Annotated in this window: 21 protein-coding genes; 19 read left to right on the top strand and 2 right to left on the bottom strand. The window is 28.9% G+C overall.

Annotation, left to right across the window (positions count from 1 at the left end):
• Positions 1-350: 350 nt before the first annotated feature.
• Entirely contained in the window at positions 351-2,033 is a 1,683-nt protein-coding gene (locus QPK10_RS06675; protein ID WP_368487225.1) for a hypothetical protein, read from the top strand.
• A 165-nt stretch (positions 2,034-2,198) separates the two neighbouring features.
• Here QPK10_RS06675 and def read toward each other — a convergent pair whose 3' ends face one another.
• Positions 2,199-2,780 carry a peptide deformylase gene (gene def / locus QPK10_RS06670; RefSeq protein ID WP_368487224.1) on the bottom strand — a complete coding sequence of 194 codons (582 nt, stop codon included), beginning with the start codon at positions 2,778-2,780 and terminating at the stop codon, positions 2,199-2,201.
• Here def and rsmD point away from each other — a divergent pair.
• The 16 genes from rsmD to QPK10_RS06590 all read left to right on the top strand — a co-directional run bounded on the left by rsmD (position 2,665) and on the right by QPK10_RS06590 (position 22,497).
• A complete protein-coding gene (rsmD, locus tag QPK10_RS06665; protein ID WP_368487223.1) occupies positions 2,665-3,438 on the top strand; it encodes a 16S rRNA (guanine(966)-N(2))-methyltransferase RsmD in 774 nt (257 codons plus the stop codon). The two genes, def and rsmD, sit on opposite strands and share 116 nt — an antisense overlap.
• On the top strand, positions 3,431-4,024 hold the full coding sequence (gene gmk, locus QPK10_RS06660; RefSeq protein ID WP_047791667.1) for a guanylate kinase: 594 nt from the start codon (positions 3,431-3,433) through the stop codon (positions 4,022-4,024). The genes rsmD and gmk overlap by 8 nt, the downstream gene beginning before the upstream one ends.
• A 2-nt stretch (positions 4,025-4,026) precedes the next feature.
• Positions 4,027-5,295, top strand: a complete 1,269-nt coding sequence (rsmB, locus tag QPK10_RS06655; RefSeq protein ID WP_047791666.1) for a 16S rRNA (cytosine(967)-C(5))-methyltransferase RsmB — start codon at positions 4,027-4,029, stop codon at positions 5,293-5,295.
• A 155-nt stretch (positions 5,296-5,450) separates the two neighbouring features.
• Positions 5,451-7,124, top strand: coding sequence for an arginine--tRNA ligase (argS, locus tag QPK10_RS06650; RefSeq protein ID WP_368487222.1), 1,674 nt, complete (start codon positions 5,451-5,453; stop codon positions 7,122-7,124).
• Between the two features lie 118 nt (positions 7,125-7,242).
• Positions 7,243-8,199, top strand: coding sequence for an ABC transporter permease (locus tag QPK10_RS06645; RefSeq protein WP_368487221.1), 957 nt, complete (start codon positions 7,243-7,245; stop codon positions 8,197-8,199).
• 239 nt (positions 8,200-8,438) lie between these two features.
• Positions 8,439-9,041 carry a hypothetical protein gene (locus tag QPK10_RS06640; RefSeq protein WP_368487220.1) on the top strand — a complete coding sequence of 201 codons (603 nt, stop codon included), beginning with the start codon at positions 8,439-8,441 and terminating at the stop codon, positions 9,039-9,041.
• 16 nt (positions 9,042-9,057) lie between these two features.
• Positions 9,058-9,990, top strand: a complete 933-nt coding sequence (locus tag QPK10_RS06635; protein ID WP_368487219.1) for an ABC transporter ATP-binding protein — start codon at positions 9,058-9,060, stop codon at positions 9,988-9,990.
• Positions 9,991-10,134: 144 nt separating this feature from the next.
• On the top strand, positions 10,135-11,775 hold the full coding sequence (locus tag QPK10_RS06630) for a hypothetical protein (RefSeq protein ID WP_368487218.1): 1,641 nt from the start codon (positions 10,135-10,137) through the stop codon (positions 11,773-11,775).
• Between the two features lie 2 nt (positions 11,776-11,777).
• Complete coding sequence (locus QPK10_RS06625; RefSeq protein WP_368487217.1) at positions 11,778-13,556, top strand: ABC transporter permease; 1,779 nt, start codon at positions 11,778-11,780, stop codon at positions 13,554-13,556.
• 83 nt (positions 13,557-13,639) lie between these two features.
• On the top strand, positions 13,640-15,136 hold the full coding sequence (locus QPK10_RS06620) for a hypothetical protein (protein ID WP_368487216.1): 1,497 nt from the start codon (positions 13,640-13,642) through the stop codon (positions 15,134-15,136).
• A gap of 234 nt (positions 15,137-15,370) precedes the next feature.
• Positions 15,371-16,435, top strand: a complete 1,065-nt coding sequence (locus QPK10_RS06615) for an NADPH dehydrogenase (protein ID WP_368487215.1) — start codon at positions 15,371-15,373, stop codon at positions 16,433-16,435.
• Between the two features lie 124 nt (positions 16,436-16,559).
• Positions 16,560-16,820, top strand: coding sequence for a hypothetical protein (locus tag QPK10_RS06610; RefSeq protein WP_368487214.1), 261 nt, complete (start codon positions 16,560-16,562; stop codon positions 16,818-16,820).
• 59 nt (positions 16,821-16,879) lie between these two features.
• Positions 16,880-18,616, top strand: coding sequence for an MSC_0882 family membrane protein (locus tag QPK10_RS06605; RefSeq protein WP_368487213.1), 1,737 nt, complete (start codon positions 16,880-16,882; stop codon positions 18,614-18,616).
• A gap of 64 nt (positions 18,617-18,680) precedes the next feature.
• Positions 18,681-19,775: a radical SAM family heme chaperone HemW gene (gene hemW / locus QPK10_RS06600; protein ID WP_368487212.1), complete on the top strand. Its 1,095-nt coding sequence runs from the start codon at positions 18,681-18,683 to the stop codon at positions 19,773-19,775.
• Between the two features lie 82 nt (positions 19,776-19,857).
• Positions 19,858-21,207: a Sapep family Mn(2+)-dependent dipeptidase gene (locus QPK10_RS06595; protein ID WP_368487211.1), complete on the top strand. Its 1,350-nt coding sequence runs from the start codon at positions 19,858-19,860 to the stop codon at positions 21,205-21,207.
• A gap of 96 nt (positions 21,208-21,303) precedes the next feature.
• Complete coding sequence (locus tag QPK10_RS06590; protein ID WP_368487210.1) at positions 21,304-22,497, top strand: IS3 family transposase; 1,194 nt, start codon at positions 21,304-21,306, stop codon at positions 22,495-22,497.
• A 26-nt stretch (positions 22,498-22,523) separates the two neighbouring features.
• Here the strand turns inward: QPK10_RS06590 and QPK10_RS06585 are convergent, their stop codons facing one another.
• A complete protein-coding gene (locus QPK10_RS06585; RefSeq protein WP_368487209.1) occupies positions 22,524-22,793 on the bottom strand; it encodes a hypothetical protein in 270 nt (89 codons plus the stop codon).
• A 177-nt stretch (positions 22,794-22,970) separates the two neighbouring features.
• On the opposite strand from QPK10_RS06585, the gene QPK10_RS06580 reads away from it, so the two are divergent.
• Together QPK10_RS06580 and QPK10_RS06575 are read left to right on the top strand one after the other, a co-directional pair.
• Positions 22,971-23,888: a lipoprotein gene (locus QPK10_RS06580; protein ID WP_368487208.1), complete on the top strand. Its 918-nt coding sequence runs from the start codon at positions 22,971-22,973 to the stop codon at positions 23,886-23,888.
• A 52-nt stretch (positions 23,889-23,940) separates the two neighbouring features.
• A complete protein-coding gene (locus tag QPK10_RS06575) occupies positions 23,941-24,822 on the top strand; it encodes a hypothetical protein (RefSeq protein ID WP_368487207.1) in 882 nt (293 codons plus the stop codon).
• Positions 24,823-25,114 lie beyond the last annotated feature (292 nt).

Genomic DNA, 25,114 nt, shown 5'->3' with positions numbered 1-25,114 from the left:
TAAAAAGAATACCTTTCAATAAAATTATTACACATAAACTTATTTTTTACGTGTCTATTTTATTTTAGATATTCATTGTTGGGTGTTTTTTAATTTTATAAATATTATGAGAAAGGAAAAAACGATAATGAAAGTAAAAAATTAAGCAGTATTTTTAGTCTAATATAAATATTAATTTTGGATCAAAAAGGATTATTTAAATTACATTTATAAATATCTTTTTGGTTGATAAATTGCAAAATAATTACAAGTAATATTAAAAAAATATAGTATATGTTACCATTAATCATTTTAAAAAATGAAAAACTTATAAATAATTATATTTTAAATTAAAGAAGGGAAACAAAATTATGGAAAAAAACCTTAGTGGTACAATAGTAAGTTTAAAACAAAATATTATGGAAACCTCATTGAAATTATTTAATAAATCCATTAAAAATTTTTTAGATGAAATTGATGAAAATGCTCCAGAAGATATAAAAGATTCTTTACATTTAACTAAAATTAATGAATTAACAAATAAGGTTGAGATTACATATTCTCAATTTACTAAAGAATTTGCTGATAAAAAAGATAAGTTATTACAAGAAATTAAAAAATTTGATTTAGATAAAAATTCATTAGAAAAAGCTAATAATTTATTAATAAAATTAGTCGATGAATACCGATACTTAAATTTAATTATTGGTAACCAAAAATCATTAACTAAAAAGAAAAGATTTTTATTTTTTTTCACTACAGAAAAAACATCAAAAACAGGGCTTTTATTAAAGGAACAAAGTGAATGTATTGATAGAATTAATATATTAAGTGAACAAATTAACCAATTAAAAATATCCAGCAAAGATAATTATCATTTAAGCACATTAGTGTATGATATTAATTCTAATAAATTAAGTAATTTTAATTTAAAAATTAATAATTTATTGACATATATAAATATTGAAAGAAAAGACATTAATGCTACAATTAGGACGATTAAAAAAGAAATTAATGAATTGGATATTCAATTAAGTGATGCAAGTTTTAAAGCAGAAATAGAAAACCGATTACGATTAATTGATGAATATTATGAAAAATTAAAAAATAAAACAATTGAAAGTATAAAAATTAATAAAGAAAAACAAAAAAATATGGAAAAATCTAAAAATTCCCCCTACTATAATTTTCTTTTTACTATTTTTATGGAAAAAAATAACTTTGATAAAAAAATAGAATCTTTATTTAATGCCAAACATTACCAAAAATGATATGATAAAAACCAAGAATATTTTTTTGAGCATTTTTCAAAATATAAAAATGATAAATTAATTGAAGAAATGTTAAATGAATGAAAAAATTTTCGTAGTCATTATTCTGCTATTTCAATTAGTTTTCTTAAAGAGATATACATTGAACTTGCAAAAGACCAAAAACAATGTCAATTAAAAAAAATTAAAGATTTATATAGTCTCATTGCTGATGATAAAATTTGAAATGCTGATATTTTAGAATTTCTTAAAAAAGATGCTGAGTTTAATACTTATCATGCAAAAATGATTTTAGAAAAAAGAGAAATAATAAATTCACATATTAGAAAACTTGAGGAATTTATTAATGAATATTATTATAATAAAGAAAATAATATATATTTTGTCTACTTATTATCAAAACATGATTCTAATAACTTTATTAATATAATTACTAAAAATGCTTTAACTAAAAAAGCACTCACTAGATGAAAAAATGATCATAAAGAAATTGCTAAAAAAATTGAAAAGAAAAATAAAACCGAAATTATTGGCAGTGCAAATTATAATTTTAATTTGCACTATGATCAAATTAAAGAGTCAATTGCAGATTTATTTGAGATGGTAGCAAAATACCAGAGCCCTAATCTTTCTACATTTTATGTACCCTTGGCAAATCTGGAACAAAAAAATAATGCAATTGAAGAAAAAAAAGAAGCAAACGCATATAAAGCAAGTAAACTTCAAGGTGAGTTAAAGTCATTGGAAGATCTAGCATCAAAAGAAAAAGAAGTCCAAAGATAAAAATATTTGTTCTCCTTAGTCCTGGTGACTATTAATGTAATTTTTAAAAAGATGATTTTTATAATTTTTTATCATCTTTTTTATTTATTGAATAAAAAGTAGGCCATTATCTTTATTATATTATCATCATATAAAAATTAAGGCAAAAATAAAAACCAGATAAATTTATAGTAAAATTCATTCTGGTTTTTTTAGCCATGGATTTTTATCATCAATTAAATCATAATATAACTTTCCCTCTAAATGGGCTTGTTCATGTTGGAAAACAATTGCTTCATAACCGCGGACTGTAATTTTAATTTTTTCTTGTTTTAAATAATCGTAACCTTCAACTAAAATCCGAAAGCTGCGCGGAACATAACCCTCATGATCATTTGCAACACTTAAGCAACCTTCGCCTTCCTCTAAACAAGCAAGTTGGGAACTATACCCAATAATTTTGGGATTAACCAAGGCATGTTCAATAATAGTTCGTTGTTTCGTTTCATCATCAGTAGTATCAATTCGAATATAGTACATATTAACATTGGCACCAATTTGGGGGGCCGCTAGGCCAACGGCCGGACGAATTGCATGATCTTTATTTTCAGTGGGATCTTGTGAATAACGAACAAAGTCAATTAGTTTGTGCATGATTAATTCATCATTAGCGGAAAGTGGTAGGTTGACATCTACTGATGGTTCCCGAATGGATGTGCTATCATCAAACACTAATCAACTTTTATTGGGTACTTCACTTTGTAGCACTAAAATCACCTCAATAAAAATTATAACATATGAAATTATTAACAATAAATTATGTATAATAAATTTAAAAGAGAGGTTAACAATGCGAGTAATTAGTGGAAAATATAAAGGACGTGCCCTACAAACTTTAGAAGGAATGAACACTAGGCCAATGACAGCCCGAGTTAAAGAAGATCTGTTTAATATTTTAGATAATTATTTTATTTATGAAAATAAAGTAGGGTTAGATATTTTTTCAGGGAGTGGTCAGTTAGGGATTGAAGGACTCTCACGCGGGTTACGACAATGTTATTTAAATGATTACCATCCAGGAGCATTAAAAATTATTCAAAATAATGTCCGCAATCTTCAAATTGAAAATGCAATTATTTTAAATGTTGACTACCAGGTCTTGTTAACTAATTTTATTAATAATAATATTAAAATAGATATTTTATTTTTAGACCCCCCATTTAAACAAATTGATTATTATTATGATATTATTACTTGTATATTAGAGAATAATCTTCTCAATAATTACGGTATTATTGTTTGTGAAGCCAACCAAGCCTTAAGTTTTGATAATTACAACTTGGTTATTTTAAAAACAAAAAATTATAAAAACAAGTATTTATATATATTACGGATAGAAAAGGAAGATGATACTAACAATGAATAATCACACTGGCTTTTTAATAATTTTTTCAGGACCATCCGGAGTTGGAAAGGGGACCATCGGCAAAGAACTTTTTAAATATGATGATTTACATTTAGCATACTCAGTGTCAATGACAACGAGAGAAAAACGTGAGGGTGAAGTTGACGGAATTAATTACTTTTTTGTAACCAAAGAAGAATTTCAAAAAGCAATTGCGAATGATGAGTTATTAGAGTATGCCCAATTTGTTGGGAACTACTATGGAACTCCCAAAGCATATTGTGATAAACAATTAGCAATGGGGAAAAATGTCTTGCTAGAAATTGAAGTTCAAGGCGCAACCCAGGTTTTACAAAAAGTTCCTGATGCTTTATCAATCTTCTTAGTTCCTCCTAGTTTAGAAGTTTTAGAAGCACGAATTCGGGGACGAGGAACTGAACCAGAGGAAGTTTTAAGGCAAAGGATGCAAAAAGCCCGCGAAGAATTGCCCTTGCAAGATAATTATGATTATGTAATTGTAAATGATACTGTGGAAAGAGCAACCAATGAAATTGTTAATATCATTCGCCAAGAAATTAAAAAGAGAAGTACCCCCTCAAGAGGATAAAAATGAAAACTCGTCAGTTATGTTTTGATATTTTATATCAAATTATTGTTAAAAAAGAATTTAGTAATAATTTATTAAACCAGATGTTAATTAAATACCCGGATCTTAGTAACCAGGATAAAACCTTAATTTTTAAAATTGTCTATGGAACCTTAAAAAATAAAATTTATTTAGAATATGTTACTAATAAGTTTATTGATCCCCACAAAACAAACCAAAAATTACAAATTTTATTATGACTCAGTGTTTATCAATTTTATTTTTTAGATAAAATTCCGAATTATGCTATTGTTAACGAAGCAGTTGAAATTGCCAAAACTATTAATCCTAAAGTTAGTGGTTTTATTAATGCAACTTTAAAAAGGATTTTGACTGCTGATGCTAGTGTTTTTGATATTATCAATAAAAATGAAATTGAAACTTTATCTATTCGTTATAGTTTTCCAAGGGGTTTATTATTAATTTTAAAAACTCAGTTTGGAGATGAACATGCTTTAAATATTATTAAAGATTCAATTAACATTCCCAAAATATCACTCCGGGTAAATACTTTAAAAATTTCTCGCGAAGAATTAATTGCCAAATATCCCCAGTATAATTTACAACCAAGTTTAATAACTTCCGCTGGTGTTATTTCATCATATCCAGTGATGAATAGTGAAATGTTTAAAAACGGAGAAATTATTATGCAAGATGAAATGAGTATTAAAGTTGTGGAAGCATTAGCACCCCAACCAGGTGAATTAGTCCTAGATATGTGTGCGGCACCCGGCGGTAAAACAACTTACTTAGGACAGCTCATGAATAACCAGGGTCACGTTGATGCTTATGAAATTGCGAACTATAAAATTCCGTTAATTATGGAAAATATTGACCGTTTAGGGCTCACTAATATTGAAGTTCATAATCTGGACGCTAATTTAATTTCTCCTAATCAGTTATATGATCGGATCTTACTGGATGCTCCTTGTAGTGGATTCGGGGTTATTAAACGCAAACCGGAAATTAAATATAAAACATGAACAAGTGAAGACTTATTTGATCTTGTTAGCATTCAAGCCCAATTATTAGATAAAGCCTACCAATTATTAAAACCACAGGGTGTTCTTGTTTATTCAACTTGTACTTTTGAAATTTATGAAAACCAAGAGCAAATTAAAAACTTTGTCCAAAAATACCCGGATATGAAAATTGAGCAAGAAGAACAAGTGTTTGGTTATGAACATAATAGTGACGGATTTTACTACTGTCGCTTAGTTAAAACAAAATAAAAAAAACACTTTTAAAAGTGTTATGACTGGTTGACGATATGTTCTCCCAATCGGCTCATCGCTTTTAAATAATAACATATAAATTCAGAAAAAGATAGCAAATAAACCATAATTTGCGATAAAATGATATTGCATACAGAAAGGGAACTGAAAAGATGAATAATAATATTAAGATTGTTGAAGATTTACTAGCGAGCTATTTAGCAAGCAAAAATTTAGAGAAAGAAATAATTATTGAAAAACCTCGTCAAGAAGGGTTTGGGCACTTATCAACGAACCTAGCCTTATTATTAGCGAAAGATTTAAAAGCCAATCCGCGCGAAATTGCGAATGAAATTATTAGCTATATTAAGGAAAAGGACCAACAAAGTTTTAAAGAAATTAGTTTAGCGGGGCCAGGTTTTATCAATTTTACAATTGCCAATGCGCAATTACATAAAATAATGACTGATGTATTAACTTTAAAAACAAACTATGGAAAATCACAACCCAAAAATTATACTTATAATTTAGAAATTGTTTCGGCAAACCCCACTGGTTTTTTACACATTGGTCATGCGCGGAACGGAGCCATTGGGGATAGTGTAGCCCGCATTTTACGATTTGCTGGTTTTAATGTCCAAACTGAATACTATGTCAATGATGCGGGAAACCAGATTAATATTTTAGCAATTACTGTTTTTACTTGTTATCAAACTTTACTGGGAAAAGAAGTTACTCCTCCCGAAGAAGCATATAAGGGAGATATGTATCTTGATGTTGCCCAAAAATTTGTTGACAAATATCAGGATAAATATGTTGATTTAACTTATGGTGAAGATTACAAGTTAAGTGATCCTGTAGCCCACGAAATTTTCCGAAATGAATCAGTAGCATTGTTCTTAGACATCATTAAAGAACAATTAAAACTATTCCGGGTTGATATTGAATATTATTCATCCGAAAAAGCAATTTATGCGGGGGGAAAAATTGATGCCGTGCTTGAACAGTATGATAAATTAGGGAAAACCTATCATAAAGATGGGGCACTCTGGTTAAAAACAACTGACTTTGGTGATGAAAAAGACCGGGTATTAGTCAAAAATAATGGTGATTATACATACATTACTCCGGACTTAGCTGTTCATAATGAACGTTTACAACGTAGTAAAGCTGACCACTTAGTTAACTTCTGAGGGGGAGACCACCATGGTTATATTATTCGGATGTTAGCTGGTTTAGCGTTACTAGGTTATCCCAAAGATATCTTAGAAATTGATATGATTCAAATGGTACGGTTATTAAAAGATGGTCAAGAATATAAAATGAGTAAACGAAAAGGGACAGCAGTTTGGTTAATTGATTTAATTGAAGAAATTGGGGTGGATCCCATTCGTTATATGTTATCAAGTAAAACACCGCAAAGTCATATGGACTTAGATGTTGGTTTACTAAAAGAACATTCTTCAAAAAATCCGGTTTACTACGCCCAATATGCTACTGCCCGTTGTAATAGTGTCTTAAAACAAGCTGCTGCTAATAATATTAATTTTGATGATGTTAGTTCATTTGAATTATTAACAACGGATAAAGAATTAAACTTGTTAAATGATATTGATTTATTTAACCGTTATGTTGAATACAGTGCAAAAATGCGTCAACCCCATTTAATCTGTGATTACATTCAAAATATTACTCGTCAGTTCCATTCATATTACAATGAATTTAAAGTTATTAATTTAGAAAACTTAGCATTAACAAAACAACGTTTATGTTTTATCCAAGTTGTTTACCAAGTTTTAAGTAATGCTTTTAACCTAATTGGTGTTGATGTTATGGAAAAAATGTAATATAATAATCTTGTAAATTAAATAGTTAACAGAGTACAAATAGTACCTAACACCCATCATGTTAGTGCTATTTGTTTTTTTATTTAATTTATCTTTTTCAATAAGTAAAGGAATAACGATGAAAAATAATGTGCCTCATAATCCCCACCTTCAACGCTCCCAGTCCCAATTGCCACCTCGTCAACGAGCTTTTTGGGCGATCATTTCGTTTGCAATTTTTAAAGTAACAAAAAGCATCACCATCTGAGTATTAATGCTGCTAGCAGTTTTATTATTTAATGCCTTTTTAGTTACTTTATTAATAATTTCGCCAACATATAGTAATTTTATTGTTAATTTTCAATATGAAGTTATTATCTTTAGTAATATTTTTTTACTTATTTTTATTTTATTAGGAGCCATTAAAGTTTATGGTCGTGAATTACAAGATGGCACCTACTTGTTATTAATTTCGAAACCATATCATCGGTTAACCATTTTTTTCTTAAAACTATTAGCATTATGAATTTGCCTTGCGTTTTTCATTGGCTTAATATTATTAACTGGCTATCTTAGTAGTTTAGTAGTTTATCATTTTAGTTTAAAACCGATATTTTATTACCAAATATTAAAATTGCTGGTTAATTTATTAAAATATACGATGATGTTATCATTTTTAGCTGTCAATGGAATTATCTGTGCTCTCTCAATCTTTTCTTCGCAAATTGTAATTTTAATTGTCACAATTTTTTGTAGTTTATTTTTATTAGGAGGCCTGCCGTATTCATTAATTAGTACCTTGAGTAATAATATTGAAATAACTTTTACCAATGGTGGGGGAACTTATCCTGTTAGTCGTCTTCGTGAGACAATCTTGTTTGTGGAAGATTTACAAGATAATCAGATTGCTTATCCGGTGTTAACAAAAAAAATTTATGATTTTTATGCCCAGGATAGTCCTAGTGATTTGCAAGCAATTATTAATGGTACAGATAGTAATCTTCTTAAAAAGAACCGGTTGTTATTTTACCAATCACTAGGATTAACAAAAAAAATGCGGTTACTTTTCATGCCAACAAAATTACATCATGGCTAGGAACTTATAAGAATCAAAATATTAATGATATTATTAGGGCTGATCAAAAAGCATCACCATCCCGTGATACTACTCTTGATTTAACCTTAGGCAGTGATTATAGTTTTAAAACTTCCCAAGAACTTAATTCCCATAATGTTATTGATCAGGAATTACTAAGCTTAATTGCGAGTACGAAAGTCCAAACCCCTAACTGAGATTATTATTACCATTATTATTTAAATAATACTAATTCATTAATGCTTTTTAATGATAACACTTATTTTACCATTGATAATTTATCATATCAGGAAAAAAATATTAATCCAGCTAATATTTTTAAAGCGATTTTTAGCAGTAATTATGAACATGTTAGTTCGCAATATTTAGCTAGTCCTGATTTTATTCAGAGTTTGGACCATTATTTTAAAAACCCCGTCTTTTATGTTGTAAAAACATTAGAAGATAATATCTTACAAAAAGTTTATGATTATAAAATTTTGCAACTAGCTACGGTAAAGATTAATCAAGACTGAAAAAAATATCAAAATTTAACAACAGTGTACCAATTAATTACAAAATTTAATTTACTTGAACATTGAAACCAAATATGAACGACCATGATTAGTTATGAACCATATCAATTTCAGCCATTTGCTAATAGTTTTATTGATTTTGATAGTCAAAAAAACAAACTAATGAGTTATCAAGACTTTCCCTTAGTATTAGATGCTCAACATAAGATTATTTTGCAAACCAAAAATTATTTAAAAATTAAAACCTTAATTTATCTTTATTTATCTATTAGCATTTGTTGTTTGCTATTAGCAATAGTTATCATTGCGCGGAAAAGCATTACCTAACAAGGAGGAAATTATAATGCCAAATAAACTAATGTTAATCCCTGCCATTCAAGTTATTAATTTCCAAAAGAAATTTAAAAAAAATATCGTGGGACCGTTTAATTTTGTTGTCCATTCTGGCAAAATGCATGCCATTTTAGGAGCATCCGGAAGTGGAAAAACAGTCTTAATTAAATCATTAATTGGTGGGTTAAAAGGATTCAAGGGAAATATTACAATCAACGGCTATAAAAATAATGCCATTAAAATTAAGAAAAGAATTGGTTATGTCCCGGAGTTTTTAACATTTCCCGAAAAAATTTCAGCGTATAATTTTCTCAAATATTTAGGAAGAACCAATGGTCTGCGTGGTAACTACTTAAAAAATCGAATTAAAACATTGATGAAATCATTAGATTTATGAGAATTTCGTGATCGCGATGTTAATTCATTCTCCAGTGGGATGAAAAAACGGATTATGATTATCCAGGGAATTATTCATGATCCGGATATTATTATTTTAGATGAACCAGAATCTGGATTAGATATTGATAATCGTAAAAAAATTATTCAATATTTAAAAAGATTAACCTTACAAGGGAAAACTGTCTTTTTTTCTTCCCACTTATTAGATGAGATAAAAAATTATATTGATGAATTTACAATGATTATGATGGGTAAACAATATTATACGGGTTCCATTAAAAAATTTAATTTACAAAATACTTATGCATTAACAAGTAACAACCAACTAGCAATCCAAAAATATTTTCAATATTACCGAATTCCTAGTTGGTATGAAGCTGAAAATAGACAATTAAATTTTGTTATTCGCAGCCCTCTGGATTTATATTATATTACCCAGTATGCTTTACAATATCAAATTAAAATTTATAAAATCAAAGAAGTAGAGTTTTCATTTAATTTTTTATTTAAAAAACTCAACATTAAATTTGATTACCACAGTTAGACAAGAAAAAAGTTTTAAGAAGGGAAAAAGTTATTACTTAGATAATGATAAACTTATATTATATAAGAGTGTTTAAAACACCAGTGATATTAGTTTTTAATATGATTGGTGTTTTTTTATTTAATTAAAGGAGATGAACAAAAGATGAAAAAACTTTTAACTTATTTAGGAATTATTTTATTAACAACCGCCCCTGGTGTTAGTTTAGTTGGATGTAAACCAATAAATAATAATGCTAACTCCGGTGGGGGTGGTAGTGATAATGATATCAATAACGATTTAAAAATCTTATCCAAAATTGAAGAAGAATCATTATCTGATTTAAATGACTATAGTGCTCAACAAAATAATATTATTGATATTACGTTAGGAGGAGTGCAACCGGCGTTTAGTGCCATTGCCAAATTAGTCTCTAAAGAAAAACCAGATGTTAATTTGGATTACGAGGACGCTAATTATGGTTCCGCGCTCCAATATTTATATTATAATTTTAAACAGTATTTTAATAATTCAATTAATGCTAAAATTAAACATCAATATGCTGCTTATTATTTAACGAGCGATCCCTTGATGTTAGCAGCTACGCCTGTTAAAATTAGTGCAACTTATATTGACCTTGATACGCTAGCTAGTTTGATTAATGATCCTTCAATTAAAACAGCAACTGCGGTAACAATTAATATTGCTTTGCGCTACACTGTCCAATATAAAACTTATAGTTCAAATATTGACTATAATATTAAATTTATTGCTACTGACCGGGTGGATGCTATTAAAAATACGATTGGTAAAATTATTGGAATTATTTCTGATGCGACAATTGGTTATTTTAATAACTTACAAAATGTTACCATTGATGATCCACAGTCAAAATTCTATAATATTTTCCAAAAATTCCAGATTAATTTTGATGATAATAAAAATGGTCCGGTGGTTAATAATCTTGTTCTAAATGGTTTTCAAGACATGATTAAAACCTTGCCGGCTTTACAAAATTATTTAAGTTATATTAAATATGATAATAGTCAAAGTTTTATTACCTTATTAAGTCAATGGGTTAATAATACGACCAACGGAGTTGAGCCAGTAACTGCTGATAGTGCTCCTTGAAATTGAACGGGAAATGGTTATGATCCTAGTAAAATTACCGTTGCTAATTTTGAACAGTTCTTTTTAAAAATTTCGTCAATTTTTAGTAGTGGAGATGTTTTTGATTTAGCTAATTTTAAGATTAACCTTAATATTATTACCATTGCGGGACTACCATTATCAGGGGTGGTAATCAAAGGGGGAACAGCCCTAGCTTTAGATTTAAAAGCTTCTAAAGAGGGGATGCAAAAAAAATTAGATAATTTTGCAAACATCGTCGTGAAGTTTTTTAATTATTTCCATTTCACTTCTAATCAACAACAACCCCAAGTTGCGATTACCATTAATCAGGATTTAACTAATAAATTAAAAGATCCCAATAATAGTCATTTAAATAATTTTTTACCGTTATTAATTAACGATTTTAAAGCCCAAAAAGATGTGCAGGCATTACCAGATATTGATTTGTTCAATGGTTTAAATGATCGGATTTATTATGATAGTGGGAATGATCCTTGTTTACAAAAACAAAATGATTCGCAATGATTAGTTCCTTATCATAATCCAGCAAATGAAGATGTTACGGGATGAAATTTTATTTTATCATTTGGGGCCATTGGCCAATGAATGACAACTGGTTATAAAATTGCTGATTCAACATATTTACCGTTGCTGATTAATCTTAGCGCTAAATAGTGATGAAAACTAATCTTAATTCTAACCATGCTGCTTTAAATTATTCCCATAAAAAAAGCTCTTGCTGGTCAATAATCTTGTTTGCTCTTTTTAAAATTTGAAAATCAATGGCAATTTTATTACTGACAGGATTAGCATTAGTTTTAATGGGAGGATTAAACTTATATTTAATCTTAACAACGAATGATTTAAATAAACTAATTATTAATTTTCAATATGGTGTCTTAATTTTCACCAATTTATTAGTTTTATTATTTATTCTCTTTATTGCAATTAAAATTTTTGCCCGTGAATTTCAAGATGGCACATATTTGCTATTAATATCCAAGCCATACCACAAATCAACGTTATTTTTATTAAAACTAATTGCATTATGGATTTCAATTTTGTTATTTTTAATCATTGGACTTGGAATCCCACTAATAATGAATCTTATTTTTACGGCGTTTAGTTTTAATCCGGTTAATTGTAATCTCCTAACAACAATGTTAATTAAGTTAATTATTTATTTATTAGTGTTTAGTTTTTTAGCTTCATGCGGGATTTTATTTGCAATTTCTTTTTTACACTTTCAAGTTGTGTTACTAATTGTAATTATTTTTTGTAGTTTATTTTTAATTGGGGGGATCCCCTATACCTTAATTTTTGCAATGAGTGATAATATTTCGCTAAAATGTGGAGATAATAAATACCATGTTAGTGATATTAAAACAACATTATTATTTCCGCAAATGTTGAAAAATAATCTGATTAGTTATCCCCACTTAACTACAGCATTGTATGATTTTTATGCAAAGAAAACTATTAACCAATTAACCCAGATTTTAGTTAACCAAGATGATGAAAGTTTACGGTTAAACCGTTTGATGTTTATTAACGACCAGTTGGGGTTAACTGCCGAAAAACATCTTAAATTAACTGCGCATAATGTTAGTGCCTGAAAGGGAACATATAATGGGACTGAGATCAATAGTATTATTAATACTGATTTAGGAGCTGGAACAACAACGACAATTACCTTAAATATTAGCTCTCAGTATTTTTTTAAATCTTATGATGATTTAAATGACCACAATGTTTATCAGCATGAGTTAAAAACCTTAGTTGATAACTACCAAAAAATTGTTGATTGGAATACTTTTTATAATCTAAAATTATCAACTACTAGTTCGTTATATGCATTTGATCCTAATAATAATTGGTTAGCAGTTGATCAAAATAGTTATCATGAACAGCATTATGATCCAGTTGATATTTTTCAAAATTTATTCTTAGCTAATTTTGTGGGGCAAAAATCTAATTACGTGGCAAATGATAGTCAGTTTTCGTTAGCAATTATGAAGTTATTTGAAAACAATGTTTTTTATGTTTTTAAAGAGTTAGAAGATAATGTGATTAAAAAAGTCTTAGATTATAAGATTATTACCACAGAGTTATTAACAGTTGATGGTAATTGGCAACATTATGTTAAGTTAATGCATCTTTATCGGGAATTATCCATCATTAATGTTTTAGAACATTGAAATCAGTTATGAACAATGTTTTTACCTGTTAATAAATATTGGTTTGCTCCCCTAAGTAATAGTGTGATTGATTTTACCAATCAACACAATTATTTAATGAGTTATCAAGATTTTCCCCTGAAAATTGTGAATGGTAAAATTACCAGTCATTACCAATTCTTTTTAAATGCAAAGCCAATAATTATTAGTTATCTTACTTTTAGTGCGGTTTTATTATTTCTGAGTTATTTTATTATTATTAAACGTAATATTTTATAGTTGCAAAATAAATTAATATAGTGTTTAATAGGGTTAATGAAATTATATTGTGCTATAATTACTTTTAAGCAAGTGAGGTAAGCATGCAAACAAATTGAGACATCTTTATTTTTAATCCAATTGTATTAGTATTAATTATGGTGTTCTATATTTTGATGCTAATTAAAAATCATGTTTTTCGCTCCAATAGTCAAAAGATCTTTTTTGTGCAAACTTTCTGTTTTTGATTTGCCTTATCTTTAATTCTATCCAATAATTATGATTTTAATTTTACGTTAAAAGCGTTAAACATTGATAAACTAAGTGGGTTGGGAGCCTTGTTTGTAATGTCAACGTTATTTTATGCGTTAGTGGCGATGATTCCCATTAATTTAATTGTTTTATTTCGTAAGAAAAAAGTTTGGGAAGTTTATCGCCTATCAGTTTACATTGCTATTATTTTGGGAGTTTTATTATTAGTAATTTACCCATCTTTTGAAACCCAAATTACTGCTTGTGTCTTGTTAGGATTAGGGATTACTAATTTAAGTAGTTTTTATTTAACCTATAATGAAATTTTTGCGAAAAAGTTTTTTCCGTTTAAAACAGTTAGTTTAGTAGCACCCATTATGACGTTCGCTATTTTAGCTGGCATTGACTTCCATGATATTTTTACCTATAGTTTAATGAATAAAATTAGTAACCATGGCATTATCGGAATTATTGGTTCGTTATCATTGCTATCAATTGGTGCGGCCTTATTCTTTTATCTTTTTTATTCACGGAGAGGGGAATTTACATCGTTACCTTTTACCGCTGAACAACGTGAAATTTTAGAACCTTTTAAATGAAAAAAAGTTATCATTATTTTTGCGTTATTATTTTTTATCATTGGAATGAAAGAAATTTCGCAATCCAACATTTATATTTGATTATTAGGACAGCGGACTTGGGAGAAATATCATAATAGTGCGATGGTCGACCAGTTTATTCGGTTAAATAACCAGTTGTTTTTAATTCCCCAAGTTTTTGGTTCTTATTTAGCATGTAACTGATTATATAATAAATTAGGAGCAAAATATTGTTTTGGGATTGGGCTATTATTATGGTTTGCTTTCTTTACAATTTCTGCTTTTAACCATTCACCAGATGCCTACTTAGCCTTACAGGTTATTAATGGATTAGCTTATTCAATGTGTTACTATATTTTATTTGCAATGACTTGTGAATGAAAATACCGTTCGCCAACGGGGGACCCAATTGTTGGTTATTTCCAAATTCTGCTGTTTGGGACAGAATTCTTAGTGCGCTGTGTTGATGATATTTTATCGTGAGATCAAATTGGTATTTTTGCCTTCAAAAACCCAACCGCTAATTTTGTGGCCCTGGGTGATTTTGCAAATGTCATTGATGATATTACAACAATTGTTTTCACTTCGTGTGCTTCGTTAGTATTAGTGTTATTATTAATCTTTTACTTTGCCGCTGATTTTATTTTGGCCGAATATCGTAACCACCTGGTGCTATTGGTCCCTAAAATTAATATTCTATTAAGAAGTAGTTTTAAAAATAAACTAAAATCTAAAATTATCCGTGAATAAATTTTTGCCGACGGAATAAAATATTAAGATGAATATTTTTAAAAAAAAGAGATAAAATTATTGAGAAAGTTAAGTATTTAAAATAAAAACAATTATTTGTTTTATAGCAATAACTACAAATGAATTGGAAATTTAATAAAGTACCAATGACTATTTTGAAACACTATAGTTTAAAATTAATAAAATTAAGGTTAAATTATGAAGATATAGCTAATTTAGAAAGCAGGAAATACAATGAACTTTACTGATAGATTTGAATTTATAAAAGATAAACCAGCCAGAAATCGAGCAGTTATGGCCCCGATGGATACCTTAATGGCTACTAATGGTTTTGCAAATGACTTTCATATTCAACACTATGGGGCTCGTGCTTATGGGGGAGTAGGGACTATAATTGTTGAATCAACCGCTGTTGCTGAAAATGGTAGAATTAGAGAAAAAGACTTGGGGATTTGAAGTGATAGCCATATTGAAGGGTTACAACGTATTGTAAATATTTCAAAACAAGCAAATGCCATTATTGGGATTCAGTTAAATCATGCAGGCGCAAAAGCGGAAGTTGCGATGCCTATTATTGGCGCAACTAAATTTTATGACTATTTAAACCAAGAGCAATTGAAAATTGCTTCGCATGATGATCTGCAAATTATTAAACAACAATTTGTTGATGCTGCCAAACGCGCCAAATTAGCTGGCTTTGATTTTGTAGAATTACATGCTGCTCATGGTTATTTTTTATCAGAACTAATTCACAGTAAATTAAACGATGTTATCAAAAGTCCTGATATTATAACAAGATCACAACTTCTCATTGATATTGTTAATGACATCTATGATGTTGTGCAAATCCCTGTGGGAATTAGAGTTTCATTTACTGATCATGCGGAAGGCGGAATGGAGTTAGCAGAATATCAACCATTAGTAGAATTATTAAATGAAAAAGTTTCTTATTGACATGTTTCAAGTGGTGAAACTATTGCTCGGGTAAGAATGGCTGATGTAATTGCTGATTTAGGGACCAAATTATTTAGATTGCCAATTGCTGCTACAGTTAAAAAATGAACCACAAAACCAGTTGTAGTTGTCGGAAATTTTGATTCAATTGCCGATGTTAATGAAGCACTAGTAAACAATATTGATGCCATTGCGTTTGGGCGCTCCTTATTATATAATCCAAATTTTGTAATTACTAATTTATTAAAAGTGGATGAAATTAAGCAAACTGATTATCATTGAAATCAAAATTTATGATTTGATTATCATGATTATAAAAATTTAATTACAAATATTATTAAATAGTTATTTTTAAATAATAATTTAAAATTAAAATAACACTCTAAGCAAGAAAAATACAGAAAAATAAAAATAATTACCATATTTTTAAAAAATTTGGTATAATTGCATTAGATAGTGTGGTGTTTATATGGGCATAAACTTAACTATAAATATTAAAATCTTAGATTTAACAATTCCAACACCAGGGTTAATTGGAGTGTTACTAGGATTTGCAGTGCTATTACTAATTGTTTATTTTGTAATTACTTTTTCATTATTTCGTTCAAAAAACAAAAATGATGTGCAATCAAGTATTATCAAATTAAAACAAGAAGTCAGTTTTAAAGAAAATGTTGAATATTTTGAGCAAGAAATTATGCTAGCCAAAAAGTACGGGTGTAAAGACTAGGTTAATTATTGCTTAATTTTAAACATTTTATTCACTTTGATAGGGAAGGTGGACAAAGTATGGGATTATTTAACTCGATTAAATCTTTTGTTATTGATAACAAGAATAAACTACAGAATAACAATCAACAACCAGCTGATAACAATGCTAGTGGTTTTAATGCGCAAAATAACAATGTTAATAATAATACTAATCAAGTTAGTCCAAATTCCAATGGCTATATTGTGCCCAACCAAGATTACCGCCAACACCAAGTCAATAATACCAAAGCGCTTTACCAAAATAATAATATTATTCGACCTGCCCGCATGAATGTTCAAAGTCAACAAGACTACTACTTAAATGGTGAACCATTTGATAACCAACCTCAAAATGTTAATTCCCATCCGGATTTAACTGCCCCAAAACCAGCTGGTTATGTGGAACCATACTATAACCATGATTTTAGTGATGAATTTGTTAATTCCCAACCACCTCAACGGATTTTACCGCGTCGTATGCAACAAACTGCTTACCAAGAACCAAGGGTTGATTATCAACCAGCATCTTATGAACAATATCCCCAACCAACACAAGGTAGTTATCCCCAACAATATGGGACTCCAGATGGATATTTCACCGATGATCATTCCTATGTAAATCAGTATCGTCGTCCTTACCAACGCCGAATTGTTAATCCACAAGGGCAAATGAATTTGAATGAAATGATGTATGAACAGCCTTATCAGCAACCAAGTGCACCATCATATCAACAATATAATTCAGCACCAAGTCTAGCAAATAATAATTATGGTAATTACGCTCGTGCTGCTCAACCACAGCCATATCAAGACTATAATATGGCAAATGAAAAGATGGCATTAACACCAGTCAATGCTAAAGTGCCAGTAGTTAATGATTATTATGATGAAGATGACAATTTGGCTGGGGCAAAGAAAAATAAACGCTATGCTTACCAAGTACAATTACGGTCAAAAGGGAACGCTAATCGTTTAAGTCGTGAACATGCCAATAAATTAATGCCCTTAGAAATTGCCCGGGAAATTAAATCCGAAAAAATCCGAACATTAATTATGATTCTTGTTGGTTTTGCGGGAACAGTTGCGACAAGTATCTTTATTGCCCTATATTTTATTAGTCATAAGCAAGGCTTAGAAGAAATTTTAGGAATTAAAGCGCAATACATTCCTCACCCATTTTTAACAATTACCTTATTATTAGTATCATTAGGATCATTATTTGCTGGAATCTTTGATTTATCACGGGTAAAAATTGAAGCTAATAATTATTTAGCTAATCTCAATCGGGGTAACCACACCATTCCTCATTTCTTAATTGATAATTATAAAAAAATGACGGTGCGTAGCATTGTCTTAAACTGAATTGCTTTTCCAACATACTTTTTTGGGGGAATTATCTTAGGAATTTTATATGGTTTCCAACAACATACTGGAGAACACTTTATGTTTGGTTTTTGAAGTTGAGGAATTGTAGAAGACTTAACAGCGGCGATTACCATTACAATTATTATTTTAATTGCCATGTTAGGAATTCATATTGCCAATATTGTTTTAACTAAAAAACGTAAATCAAATATTATTGGTTATTATGGTTATGAAATTGTTAAACCAGAAGAACTAGCGGCTTTAAAGAAAAAAACAAACCGAATTTGTTTAATTATCTTTATTATTTTCTTAATTATTCTAACCTTAGCAATTTCAATTCCGTGATTAATTGCTCGTCGTAAACGCCATGGAAAAGGAATTCCGTTCTTCTCACGTTTTAGTAATAAATAGATAGTTAACCCAACTATCTATTTTTATTTATGATAAGATTATCAACAAGTAAGGAGTTATTAAGATGGCAATTAAACACCTCTATGTTCATATTCCGTTTTGTGATCATATTTGCTTTTACTGTGATTTTTTTAAAATTAAAAAATCACAGGATTTGATGGTTGATGAATATTTAACATCTTTAGCAAGTGAATTTGAGCGGATTAAACCACAGTTGACAGGGCTAACAACAATTTACTTAGGAGGTGGAACTCCCAATAGTTTAAATAATACCCAACTAACAAGGCTACTAGAAATTCTGCGCGGGATTAACCAAGATAATTTACAAGAATACACAATTGAATTAAACCCCGAACGGATTACCAAAGAACAACTTTTGATTTTACAAAAATACCATGTTAATCGCTTATCAATTGGAATCCAAACTTTTAATGATCAGTTATTAGCCAAGTTAAACCGTAAACATACTGTTCAACAGGCAATTGATAGTTATTATTTAGCCCGGGAATTAGGGTTTGATAATATTTCCTTTGACTTAATGTATAACTTATTTGACCAAAGTTATCAGCAAATTAGCAATGATTTAGCAATGGTTAACCAGCTCCAACCTGATCATCTTAGTTGGTATTCCTTAATTTTAAAAGAAAACTCGTACTGGGGTAAAACAAAAACGAAGTTACCAGATAATGATTTAGCTTTTGATGAGATTATTAATAGCGCGTTAGTTAACTTTGGTTATCATCGTTATGAAATCTCAAATTATAGTTTAACTCCTGCCAAACAATCCCAACATAACCTCTGCTATTGAACTAACAAATCTTTTTTACCATTAGGACCAGGGGCTAGTGGTTTTCTAAATGAAAACAACCAGTATTTATTGTTAGAAAATACTCGCCGCTATCAAGGGTGAGAACAAAAGGTAACTGCAATTAGTTTACCAGATTATTATTTTCAAATCTTAATGATGGGGTTACGATTAACCGCTGGAATTGATTTAAATACTGTCAAAGATGCTCGCGAAGCTTATGAATATTACCAAGAAAAAATTAGCGCGGAAATTACGAAGGGTAATCTCGTTTTAATTGATAATCAATTTTTAAAATGTACCCCCCAGGGTTACAATATTTTGAATGATATTTTAGTTAATATTATGGATTAATTCAATTTCTAGTCCTTAAAATATGTTATATTATAACTAAGAACAAGATAACAAGTGTTAGGTTAGAAAGAAGGTACTAATAATGAAAATTGATCTTGAAAAACTACAAAAGGAATATTTTCCTGCTGCTTTGGAAAGCATTAAAGCAATTATTAAAATTCCCTCAGTGCGCGGCGAAAAAGCACCCCAGGCTCCCTTTGGAGAAAATACAAAAAAAGTTCTTGCTTTTGCGATTAATTTAGCAAAGGAATTAGGGTTTAAAGCGTACCAAGACCCTGAAAATCGCTATGGGTATGTTGAATATGGAAGCGGTGAAAAAATCTTTGCTATTTTAGGGCACTTAGATGTGGTGCCAACAGGAGATTTAACTAAGTGAGAATTTGAACCTTTTAATCCCCAAGTTAAAGATGGTAAGTTACTAGGTCGTGGTTCATTTGATGATAAAGGACCAACAATAATTAACTTATATGCGCTAAAATATTTAAAAGACCATGGTTTTGAACCAGATTATCGGATTCGTTTAATTTTTGGGTTAACCGAAGAAACCGACTGGGCATCAATTACTAGTTATATGGAAACAGAAGGAACTCCTGATTTAGGATATACTCCCGACGGGGAATTTCCGGTGGTATATGCCGAAAAAGGAATTTTAAATGCCGATATTGTTGGTGGGGGTGAAAAATTTACCTTAATTGGGGGGGAAGCTTACAATTCAGTTAATGATGTAGTTACATACCAGGGACCAGAAATGAGTAAGATTGAAGCAATCTTAACTGCTGAAAATATTGAAAATTATGTCGAAAAAGATATGTTAATTATTAAAGGAAAATCTTCCCATGGAAGTCTTCCAGAACGCGGAGTTAATGCAGCCTTAGAAGCATTAAATGCCATTGCTCATGTTAATCCAACTTCAAAAATTGCTAAATTTGTGGAAGAGCACCTCTACCGCGACTATTCGTTTAGCAAAATTTTCCCGGCAATGCACGATGAATCAGGGAACTTAACTGTTAATAACGGGATTGTGGAAATTAACCAGGATAAAACCCGTCTAACTTTAAACTTACGGGTTCCAATTACTTATCGTCAAGAAGATGTTGTTAAACCATTAACAGCTGAATTAGCAAAATTTGGTTTACAATTAACTGATCTTAAATGAGAAAACCCCGTCCACATGCCAAAGGATAGTCCAATGATCCAAAATATTATGCAAGTGTATCGCGAAGTTACTGGTGATCATAATGCCCAACCATTAGCAATCGGAGGAGGAACATATGCTAAAGCAATGCCCAACTGTGTCGCGTTTGGAGCTGAATTTGATATTGAGGAATCAACAATGCATGCTTATAATGAATATGTTAAAATTGATGATCTTCGCAAAATGTTAGAAATCTATACAAAATCAATTCCATTGTTAACAAAAATTAATAAATAAAAAAAGGATTTAAATGAACATCTAAAATAAAATTGACAGAAAAAAGAGACAAAAAATTTCTGTTGTATAATTTTATTGAAAGGATGTTCTTTTCTTATGGCAAGACAATGAAATAAAACTGAAAAATTAGAAATACTAAAATTTGCTGAAATAAATGGTATAAATCAAGCGGTTGAAAAATATGATGTTGCTAGATCTACAATTCATAGATGACACACAGATGCTCAAGCAAATTTAGATAACTTGGAGTGAGGTCGTGAATCCCAATCTACTACAAGTATAAAAAGAAAAATTAGTAGCTCAAAATTTAAAACAAATGATGTCACAAAGATGTCACGTTCTGAGCTAGAAGAGATTGCAAAATTACATTTAGCATTAAAAAAGTATGGGGCGAAGACTACTAAAGATAAGTTCTTCGCAATAAAACAATTATCAACAGAATATTCTGTTGATTTTTTATCTCGAAAATTAGGCGTTACAAGACAAGGATATTACTTGTGAATGAAAAATGGAATGCCTAAATATAAAAATTATGATTCTTCTTTAGCAAATACAATACTTGAATTATTTAATAAATTTAAGGGAGTATATGGATATCCAATGATTACAATTTTCTTGGAAAAGTATAAAAATATTAAAATTAGTAAATGTAGAGTATATCGTTACATGAAAATATTAAAAATCAAAGCTATAAGGAAAAAATCAAAGCCAAATTACTTTAAATCTGGTCCTCTTAGATTTCCGAATATTTTAAATAGAAACTTTATTGCATCTGAGCCGAACAAAAAATGAGTAACTGATGTTACATATATACCCATTTCCAATGGCATGTTATATTTATCAATTGTAAGAGATTTATTTAATGGAGAAATAATTGATTGAAAATTATCAAATTATGCCGATGCCAGCTTATCTTTTAGTAATTTAACATCCGCGTGAAATTATGCAGGTAAGCCAAAAAATGTGATTATTCATTCTGATCAAGGTAGTGCTTATACTTCTTTTCAATGGAAAGGATTATGCGAGAATATGGGTTTTATAATTTCTATGTCTCGTCGTGGTAATTCCCCCGACAATGGAGCATGTGAAAGCTGGTTTAATTCTTTTAAAAATGAATGTTTAATTTTATATAAACGTAGAAATCTAAATTTTAATAATGTTTTTGATATTATTTCAAATTATATTGATTTTTATAATTTTATTAGACCACGAACTAAACAAAGAAAAACTCCATTCGAAGAACGAATGGAGTTTCAAAATAAAAATGTCTCTTTTTCATGTCAATTTTAATTGACAATTACATTAAAATCCTTTTTTTATTGGACTGCACCACTAATAATAGTTGCAATTGATGGTTTATCTAATACTCACATTACAATAACAACTACTGTCCCAATAATAGTAAACGTAATAATTCATTGCAATAATGCACTGGCTCCGAAAATTAATTTCCCTTTGCGAGTTGATGGTACGCTAATTCCGGTTGCTAATGTCCCAATTGGGTCAATATTAAAAATTCATAAGATTAAATTTAACCAACAGAAAATCATATTTAAAAAAGAAGCTAATAGTCTTTTTAATGACATAGTTTTCCCTACTTTCTATTTTGATATATATAATTATATCTTTTTTCCATTATAAATAGAATAGAAGCGATAATTTTTTTATTATTTTTTATGATATAATTTAACTAAGTAAGAATGAAAAAACATAATTAATGAATGTCAAAAAATAATATTATCTTTGTGAAAGGAACATTAATAATGAAAAAATTATTAGCAAGTTTAGGTGCGTTAGTAATTACGGGAACAACTGTTTCGAATGTAATTAGTTGTAATGAAATTATTCGGATTAGTACCATTGATCTAAATAAGTTAGATGAGCCAAAAGTTCACTTTGCTGAAAATTTACAACTTTATTTAGCAGGTTTACCTGCTTTAGATGCTAAGAATTTTGGTTATTTAAATGCTGCCATTATGCAAAAGTTAATTGAATCAATTTCTATTTTTAACCCGGGTGATATTGCTGCGAGTTTAAAAATAAATATTTATAATGCCCAAACAAAAAACCTATTAACTACCACCAGTCCTGCTAGTGATTGGCCAACAGCTGAGGATGGAATTATTGTGGAAGTTGTTGCTAATCCGGATAAACCAGCGGATATTAAAGTAGTCGGCGCCTTTAAGACTACTGCAATTGTTTGAAAACCAACGATTGCTGAATTAGATATTAGTCAAATTATTAATTGAAATGACTTAATCAATATTTCAGTTATTTGGAATTATATTAAAATTAGGCTAACAAATCCTGCTTTTAAAGATATTCCAGATAGTGAATTAACAATTGGTGATGAACGGGCAATAATTATGCTGGCAATTAAAGATCCTTGAAAATATACTAATATTGCTTTTAATGATTCAACATTATTTGATAAGATTGAATTAAAAATTTATCAGGATAAAGATAACCAACCTGATTTTAATAATAGTTATGATGATAATACCAAAATTGCTTCCTTGCCAGCAATTGAAAATCAAAACGAATGGTTTGTTTTTAGTCAAAAAACTAGCGATGATTTTACCCCTTCAATAACTAAATTTGTTAATTATCAAATTCAATATAATAAAACAAGTTCAAACAAAAAAATAACTTTTATCAAAAATTTTTATGATTTAGAATAAATTATTATTTTAATGATTGGATTAAGAAATCGATAGAAGAAAAAAACTACTAATGAAAAAACAACAAGATCGTAATGTATTTAAAAAATGTTTAAAAGAGTACCATAGTTATTTAAAACAGTATAAAAAGGTTAATCCTCTGAATTTATCCTTGTTTATTATAGATTGTTTAATTTTTGCTATTATCATGGTTGGTTTTATTTTTCAATTAGCTAACCACAAGACTAATAATCCACTTAATATTATTTTTTCGTACGTTGTTCTAACATTATCATTTTATATTTTAATAAAATTTACGATTGCTAACTTTTTTTACACCAATATTTATTTTATTAAAATAGTTGTTTATGAAAAAAGTCTTTTGTTAAAAAATATTAAAATTGAAAAAAAGGAAGTCATTAATTGAGTTCCGTTTTGATTTTTAAACCTTCTAATATTAATTAATGTTATTTCTACAATTGTAATTAATTATCAAGCAGTCGAAATTTTTAAAGATAGTTCAATTATTTCAGCTTGTATCTCAACTTTAGCAAATATTTTATTAATTCCCTCGTTTGGAACTATTCTTAATAAAATTACCGAAATTCGCAAACCAATCCTGAATAATTATATTAATTTAATTAAAGTTCAATTTGTTGGCTTTCAAGATTTATTTAAAACCTATCAAGCGGCAGAAAATTTTGAATATATTTCATTTGAAAATATTTCAATTACCAGCAAAAAGGGGATCTTTGTTTTAAATAATTTAAAAAGTGATGCTGCTCGGATTACCAAGTTTAATGAATCAATTGTGGAAATTTACCATGAAATCTGGAAAAAGTATGTTGATTTTTTAAAGGTTACCCGCCACCCTAATAATAAAAGAGTCCAGAAGAAAGTTTATTTTATTGAACGAGTTTTTGACCAAATTTTTATTAATTTTTTAGAGTTATAAGATAAAGGAGCAAAAAATAAGATAAGGATTTTTATTTCACAAGGCAGTTTATTACTTGCCTTGTTTTTATTTTCTTTTTCCTTTTTTGAAGTACATTTTCCTTAACCAATTAAAAATATTTTCTTTTAATTACCTTAGTGGTATCTTTTCTATAAGAAAGGAGCGAAATATTTTATGGAAAAAAAGGAAAATCCAAAAAAAAAAAAAAATACCTAAATGAATATGTCAAGAAAAGTAGACATATTAAAAATAAGTTATAGGAATGATTTTCTGTATTCAACAGGACTCATTC

This window comes from Spiroplasma sp. DGKH1, assembly GCF_040940205.1.
Lineage (GTDB): Bacteria > Bacillota_I > Bacilli_A > Mycoplasmatales > Mycoplasmataceae > Spiroplasma.
This window is presented reverse-complemented; position numbering and strand designations above follow the sequence as displayed.